The sequence below is a fragment of the Hydrogenophaga sp. OTU3427 genome (assembly GCF_038440225.1).
Lineage (GTDB): Bacteria > Pseudomonadota > Gammaproteobacteria > Burkholderiales > Burkholderiaceae_C > Hydrogenophaga.
The window spans coordinates 1-7,151 of the sequence record NZ_JASATI010000082.1 but is presented as its reverse complement, the minus strand read 5'-3'; the positions used below and the strand labels follow the sequence as shown (position 1 = coordinate 7,151).

The following is a 7,151-nucleotide window of genomic DNA, read 5'->3' as shown; positions in this document are numbered from 1 at the left end:
GATTCTGATCTCTTCATTGCGTCGATTTACGGATCGACACATGGGTATTGAGTTTAGAGGGCATATTGATGAAATCTATGATCGATCAATGATAAAAAACATAATATGTTGAGCTAAAGAATTCAGGGGGAGGTCCAGCATGTTGGCAGAATCGACCGTGCGTTTGTTAAATTTCAAAATATTTATTTTGAAATTATGGTTCCACCGTTCAAAAAAAGAAATTGCAAAAACTTCAACTATCATTTTTGTAGTTTGCGTTCTTTTGATTGGGCATGTGGATAAGGTGGACGCCGCCTTGAATGTCTCCTACGGCAGCATGAGCCGATTGCTTGCTGAGGACGCATATCAAACAGGTCAAACGGACTATGGGCTGCCGCTATTTCAGCCTGGAAACATGGCGCTCATAGATGACCACTGGATTGATGCTACCGTTTATGTCCGTATCGGTGCAGGCGGAGCGGTGGCGGGGGAGGAGATGGGTGTTCGAGCCACAAGTCCAAGTGGTGTTGCTCATCCCAATATTGTTCGATGGACCGGCAGTTGTTGGGTGTCCTACTTGACCACATGGTGTGGTGGTGATGCTTGGTCAAACTGGCATCTCGGTTCTTCCGTTTACTTGGGCGAAGTTGGCGAATGGACATTGGAGACGCTTTACAACGGCGCCGTTGTGGCCACGGACCATTTCAAGCTCGTGCCCTACACCATGGAAAACGCTGGCGGCAATGGCCAATCCATTGGTATCGGCACAAGTACGCCGCTTCCGTTGAGCGTCCAATTGAAGCGGCCCGACGGGTCGTCTGCGCCATACCGCCAAAACGTGGTGTTTACCCTGGCATCCAGTCCGAATGGCAAGAAGGGCTCGGCCGGCGGACTGAGCACGACGCCAGGCTATTCCGGGTCCTCGTTGACGTCGGTGACCGTCAATACCGATGAGAATGGCGTCGCCAAGGCTTATTTTCAAGCAGGCAACAAGGCGGGGAATTACACGGTCACCGCAACATCGCGTCTGGCACCCGGCACCGAAGTCGTTTTCTCTGGTGCCATTACGGGCACGGATCCGAGTGCCGTGGCGCAAGACAATCCCAAGAACCAGGGCGATCCCTCGGTGGACCATGGCAGTTGTGGCGTGGGCAGTCCGCCCGCAGGCGCCATCCGTGGCAACACGGCCAACCCCATCAATATCGGTACCGGCAACAAGTACCTGATCGAGAGCGACTACATGGGTGAGGGGCCATTTCCTTTGCGTTTCGTCCGCTACTACAACAGCATGGCGAGCGCGCCCGGCAGCCTTGGCGGGAACTGGCGGAGTCACTTTGACCGCTCGCTGAGTGTCGTGACCACCGTCCCCAGCAAGGGCAAGGCCGTCCCGACCACGACCGCCAAGGTCACCCGGCCCGATGGAAAAACCTACACCTTCATTCTCAGCAACGGGTTATGGCAAGGTGAGCCCGACGTATTTGACAAACTGGTCACGCTACCAGGCGGCGGCTACAGCTACACCTGCGCGGCCGATCAAACAGAGATTTTCTCGAACACCGGCCGGCTTCTGAGCATTTCGGCCCGTGGAGGAACATTCACCCAGGTCTTGGGCTATGACGCGCAGGATCGCCTCGTTTCGGTGACTGATGCCTTCGGTCGACAACTGGCTTTCGGCTACGACGCATCGGGTCGCCTTGCTTCCATGACCGATCCGGCCAACCAGACACATCACTACAGCTATGACGCGAGCAACAATCTTGTTGGCGTCGTTTACCCCGACTTCAGCGCACGCGACTACCTGTACGAAAACGCCAGCTTTGTCCATGCGGTGACCGGCATCCTGGACGAAAACGACATCTTGTACGCGAGGTATGAATACGACAACGAGGGACGCGCCACCCTCAGCCAATTGGCGAGCAACGCGAACGTTTCCAGGGTGCACTACTACACCGATGGATCCCGCGCCGTTGTAGACGGCAATGGTGGCACCCGCAAATACGGATTCAGCGTCATCCAAGGGGTGACCCGCCGTACCAGCCTGGACAACGGTGCCTGTGGCTCTTGTGGCAGCGCCAGCACCATCACCGCCTACGATGCCAATGGATTTGTGAACAGTGTCACCGATTACCGGGGCATCAAAACCACGTACATGAGAAACGCGTTGGGCCTGGAAACCAGCCGCACCGAGGCCGTTGGCACACCGCTGGCACGCACTATCACGACCACCTGGCATGCGACATACATGCTGCCCCTTAGCATCGCAGAACCGGGGCGTATCACCACGTTTACCTACGACCCCACTGGCCGTCTGCTGACCCGCACCGAGACGGACACCGGCTCCAACGCAAACCGCCGCTGGGCCCACAGCTACAACGCCCAAGGTCTGCTGGCCTCAGTGGATGGGCCACGTACTGATGTCAGTGACGTGATCAGCTACACCTACGATGCCCAAGGCAATCTCGCTACGGCAACGAATGCGCTCGGCCATGTGACGCGCTATACCGCCTACGATGTGCATGGCCACCCCTTGAGCATCACCGATCCCAACGGTTTGGTCAGCACCCTGAGCTATGACCTGCGTGGGCGCCTGACGAGCCGCAACGAGGGTGGACTCATCACCCAATACAGCCACGACGGCGTGGGGCAAACCACCCGCGTGACGAGGCCCGACGGCTCCTGGCTGGGTTTCGTCTACGACGATGCCCACCGATTGAGCGGTGTCATGGACCAGCAAGGTAACTTGATACGCCTGAGCCGTGACAGCAACGGCAATATCCTCGAAGAGGAAGTGAGCGATGCGGCGGACGTGGTCACCCGGCAACGCAGCTGGGCCTACGACCAGCTCAACCGCGTGACACAGGAAATCGATGCCCAGTCGCGCGTGCAACAGCGCTATGGGTACGACGCTAACGGCAACCCCGTGCAGCAAACCGACGCCCTGGGCAACAGCACTAGCCTGGTCTACGACGTACACAACCGCCTGAGCAGCCGCAGCGCACTGGCCGGCGGCACCATCAACCTGAGCTACGACGCCCGGGACAACCTGACGCAGGTGCGCGACCCCAAGGGCCTGGTCACTGCTTATGGGGTGGACGGCCTGAACAACCGCACCAGCCAAACCAGCCCGGACAGCGGCGTGAGCAACTTCAGCTTCGACGAAGCCGGCAACGTCAAAACCCGCACCTGGGCCAACGGCAAAAGCGCGATCTACACCTACGATGCGCTCAACCGCCTCGTGCAAGAAAACCACGGCGCCGGCGCCGTGATCAGCTACGAATACGACAACACCAGCAATGGCAACAAAGGCCTGGGCCGCCTGACCGGCATGAGCGATCCCAGCGGCAGCACCGCCTGGGTCTATGACGCCTGGGGCCGGGTGACACAGAAACGCCAGCGTGTGGGTGCCACCGAACTGAGCACCCAGTACAGCTACGACGCCGCCGGGCGCCTGCAGACCCAAACCTACCCCTCCGGCCGCCAGGTGAGCCACAGCTACGCCAATGGCCGGCTCAGCGGCCTCGCCGTGGACGGCGTGCCCCAGCTGAGCAACATCAGCTGGCAGCCCTTCGGCCCGATCAAAGGCTGGACACAAACGGCCGCGTCAGGCAACCTCAGCCGCATGCGCAGCCAAGACCTCAACGGCCAGATCAGCAGCTACCCGCTGGGCAGCGGCCAGCGCACGCTGGCCTACGACGGCAAAGGACGGCTGGTGCAATCGGGCACCCAGATCTACGGCTACGATGCCGCCGACCGCCTGACCACGGAGCCCGGGCACAGCTACACCTACGACAACAGCGGCAACCGCCTGAGCCACACCAGTCCGAACGGCAGCAGCAGCTACAGCTACGAAGCCAGCAGCCACCGGTTGCAAAACATCAGCGAGGCCAACCCACAAAGCTTCAGTTTCGACGCCGCGGGCAACCTCAGCAGCGACGGCCGGCACAGCTACCTGCTCGATGCCCGCAACCGGATGGTGGGCGTGGACAACAGCGCAGTAAGCTACCAGGTCAACGGCCTGGGCCAGCGCGTGAGCAAGGCCAGCACACAAGGCAGCCAGCACAACGCCTACGACGAAGCCGGGCGGGTGCTGGGTGAATACGACAGCGCCACGGTGCAGGAAACGGTCTACCTGGATGGCCTGCCCGTGCTGCTGCTCATGCCCGGCGCCGTGCATTACATCGACGCCGACCAGTTGGGCACACCGCGTCAGATCAGAAGCGCCACCGGGCAGGCGTTGTGGAGCTGGGAGTCCGATGCCTTTGGCACGCAGTCCCCCAACGAAGACCCCGACGGCACGGGCCAGACGCTGAGCTACAACCTGAGAATGCCGGGGCAGTTGTACGACGAAGAAACTGGGCTGCACTACAACTGGAATCGGTATTACGATCCTGCCACGGGGCGGTACACACAGAGTGATCCGATTGGGCTGGAGGGAGGGGTCAATACGTTTGCGTACGTGGGAAACAATCCGATTTCCTATGCGGACCCAACGGGCTTGATATGCACATATTCTCAAGGCTCCGGGAAAATGAATTGCACTGACAGTTCAGGCAACGTTTATTACAATGCCCCAGGTTATGCGGGCACGGGCACGGGACGTAACAACCCTGATGCGCAAAGCGAAATGAGTAAAGGGCCTTTACCAAGAGGCCAATGGGAAGTGACAGGTTCTTGGTATAACAGCCCAAACACCGGCCGAAACACGATTAAGCTCACGCCTTTGCCTGATAATGATTGCGCGCGAACTGGTCGTGATTGCAGTAGTTTTCGCATACATGGAAACAATGCACGTAACGACGCATCTCATGGCTGCATTGTGCTACCGCCCAACAGGACGATTATTCCTTCAGGTGAGATCATTGAGGTGGTCCGATGAAACCGTTGTTGCTGGCTTTGATCACTTTCATTGCCTTGACCTGCAATGCCTCGCCATTGTTATCGGGTCAAAATGAAGTCAGGAGCGAACAGCTCCCTCATATTGTTGTTCGAATCAAAGTTGGTCCGGTGGCACAGGCTGATTGCGATGGGTGGCGATGGGGTGCAGAGAATGCTTGTCCGAGCCTGAACCTTGTCGCTATAGAAGTTCTTGAAAGGGATGATCCAATCTTTGTGCCGCGTTCTGCGTTTTCAGACCTTGGGAGCCCTTATTTCGCTAGCCTGCACAAGCTACGGGTAGGGTTTGAATTACTTTTGAAAGGGGGGGACGCTTCTACCTCATACTTGGCGATTTATCGATTTTCACATCGTCAAATTAAGTCGCGCAAAGTTACATCTGGCGAATTTCCCGGCACTGCGTGGGAGCACACTGACTATTCGTTTCCAAAGTAACCATGTCTACGAAATTGGTGAGGTGCTTGCAACCGAATGAATGGTGTGCGTGAACAACGGCGCAGCAAGCTACCAGGTCAACGGCCTGGGCCAGCGCGTGGGCAAGGCCAGCACACAAGGCAGCCAGCACAACGCCTACGACGAAGCCGGGGCGGGTGCTGGGTGAATACGACAGCGCCACGGTGCAGGAAACGGTCTACTTGGATGGCCTGCCCGTGCTGCTGCTCATGCCCGGCGCCGTGCATTACATCGACGCCGACCAGTTGGGCACGCCCCGCCAGGTCAGAAACGCCACCGGGCAGGCGTTGTGGCGCTGGGAGTCCGATGCCTTTGGCACGCCGTCCCCCAACGAAGACCCCGACGGCACGGGCAAGGCGCTGAGCTACAACCTGAGAATTCCGGAGCAGTTGTACGACGAAGAGACAGGGCTGCACTACAACTGGAACCGGTACTACGATCCTGCCACGGGGCGGTACACACAGAGTGATCCGATTGGGCTGGCGGGAGGGGTCAATACGTACGGATATGTGAATGGGAATCCGATCTCGTTAACGGATCCGACCGGACTAGATCCATTTGATGTGCAGTTCAATAGAGCGGCTGGAACGTTATGGATAACCCCACCTGGCTCTGGGTCAGCACAGGGGTTTCCTGCCGCAAATAACGCGCAGAGCAGTAGTCGGGGACCGTGGCCACCGGGGACTTACCCATTTGAACGCACTACAACGCATAGTGATGATGGTTCGAGCAGCCAGTACGGTAGTAACGGCAACACTATCTTTACGGTGCCAGGCCGTAGCAATATGGGTGTTCACAGCGGGCGCGATGGATCGACTGATCGTGCTGGCCGTAGTGGTGCGCAATACGCGACTGACGGCTGCATTCGCACGACGGACGATGCAACAACGTTGTTGCGTAATCTTCTTCGCCAAGGGCACACCCCAACAGTGGTGGTGACGGATTGAATAGAAATTACTTGCCTCTAACGGCGGCAGTTTTGTTGCTCGCCGCCTTGGCTTGCCATTCAAAAGAAATGGCCTGCCCGGTCGAACACGCCATCCGAGCCGAAAAGCAGCTGGAGTCCCTGCAGTCTTGGGCGGACGCGGCTACGTACTATCAAGCCAGCAAGGCGTGTATCGATGGCGGTGTGAGCGAGGGATATACGAACTTCCTGGCCTCCAAACTTGCGGGCCGTGATGGCATGACATCTTTGTGGATGGAAACCGAAAAGCAGCGTTGGTTTCGTGCTGTGATTGCCAAGCGAATGCAAAGCGAGTCGACCCCTTTGGACACGACAGAGAAAATTCTTGAAAACTTGAAATCCCACTGCCCGCAGTCTGCCAAGAAGTTTTGTCATGATATGCGGATGAGGATTAAAAAAACTCGCCAAGCCTGCGATCCGGAAAAGTGAAGCGAGCAGCTGAATAAAAATCAGCCCGCTGGAGCAGCACCGCGCCGGTGGCAAGCAGCGCATCTTGGCGGTATCGGCCGAACGCTGCGTGTCGCAACTTCCCAAGGTGCCCACCTTCGCCGAGCTGGGCTACCCGGGCATTACCGGCATGGGCTTCAACGCGCTCTACGCGCCGCCCGGCACGCCCAGGGAAGCCATGCTGGCCTGGAGCCGCGCGCTGGTGAAGGCCTTGTCGGCCCCCGACGTGCGCGAGCAGCTGATGAACATGGGCGTGCTGCCGGTGGGCAAGGGGCCGGAGGAATTGGCCGCCCGGGGCGCAGAGGCCGCGGCCCGCTGGGAGCCGGTGATCAAGGCCTCGGGTTTCGTGGCGGATTGACGGGCCGGCCGGTCGGCGCAAGAGAAGGGCGGCCCCGGCCGCCCCAAATGCAGGCTA

General features: G+C 58.6%; 5 protein-coding genes. All 5 read left to right on the top strand.

The genetic code is table 11. From position 1 onward, the window contains the following. The first annotated feature begins 139 nt into the window (after window positions 1–139). The 5 genes from AAHB17_RS24050 to AAHB17_RS24030 all read left to right on the top strand — a co-directional run bounded on the left by AAHB17_RS24050 (window position 140) and on the right by AAHB17_RS24030 (window position 7,094). Window positions 140–4,855, top strand: a complete 4,716-nt coding sequence (locus AAHB17_RS24050; RefSeq protein ID WP_342133594.1) for an RHS repeat-associated core domain-containing protein — start codon at window positions 140–142, stop codon at window positions 4,853–4,855. Next, a complete protein-coding gene (locus tag AAHB17_RS24045; protein ID WP_342133593.1) occupies window positions 4,852–5,307 on the top strand; it encodes a hypothetical protein in 456 nt (151 codons plus the stop codon). Before AAHB17_RS24050 ends, AAHB17_RS24045 begins: the two co-directional genes overlap by 4 nt. 155 nt (window positions 5,308–5,462) lie before the next feature. Continuing rightward, on the top strand, window positions 5,463–6,272 hold the full coding sequence (locus AAHB17_RS24040; RefSeq protein ID WP_342133592.1) for an RHS repeat-associated core domain-containing protein: 810 nt from the start codon (window positions 5,463–5,465) through the stop codon (window positions 6,270–6,272). Window positions 6,273–6,304: 32 nt separating this feature from the next. Further along, window positions 6,305–6,718, top strand: a complete 414-nt coding sequence (locus tag AAHB17_RS24035) for a hypothetical protein (RefSeq protein WP_342133591.1) — start codon at window positions 6,305–6,307, stop codon at window positions 6,716–6,718. 13 nt (window positions 6,719–6,731) lie between these two features. After that, window positions 6,732–7,094 (top strand): tripartite tricarboxylate transporter substrate-binding protein, encoded by a 363-nt coding sequence (locus AAHB17_RS24030; RefSeq protein WP_342133595.1) that lies wholly within the window; start codon window positions 6,732–6,734, stop codon window positions 7,092–7,094. Window positions 7,095–7,151: the final 57 nt, after the last annotated feature.

Coding starts and splice junctions, on each gene's coding strand:
- AAHB17_RS24050 (WP_342133594.1), top strand. CDS start 140: ATGTTGGCAGAATCGACCGTGCGTTTGTTAAATTTCAAAATATTTATT.
- AAHB17_RS24045 (WP_342133593.1), top strand. CDS start 4,852: ATGAAACCGTTGTTGCTGGCTTTGATCACTTTCATTGCCTTGACCTGC.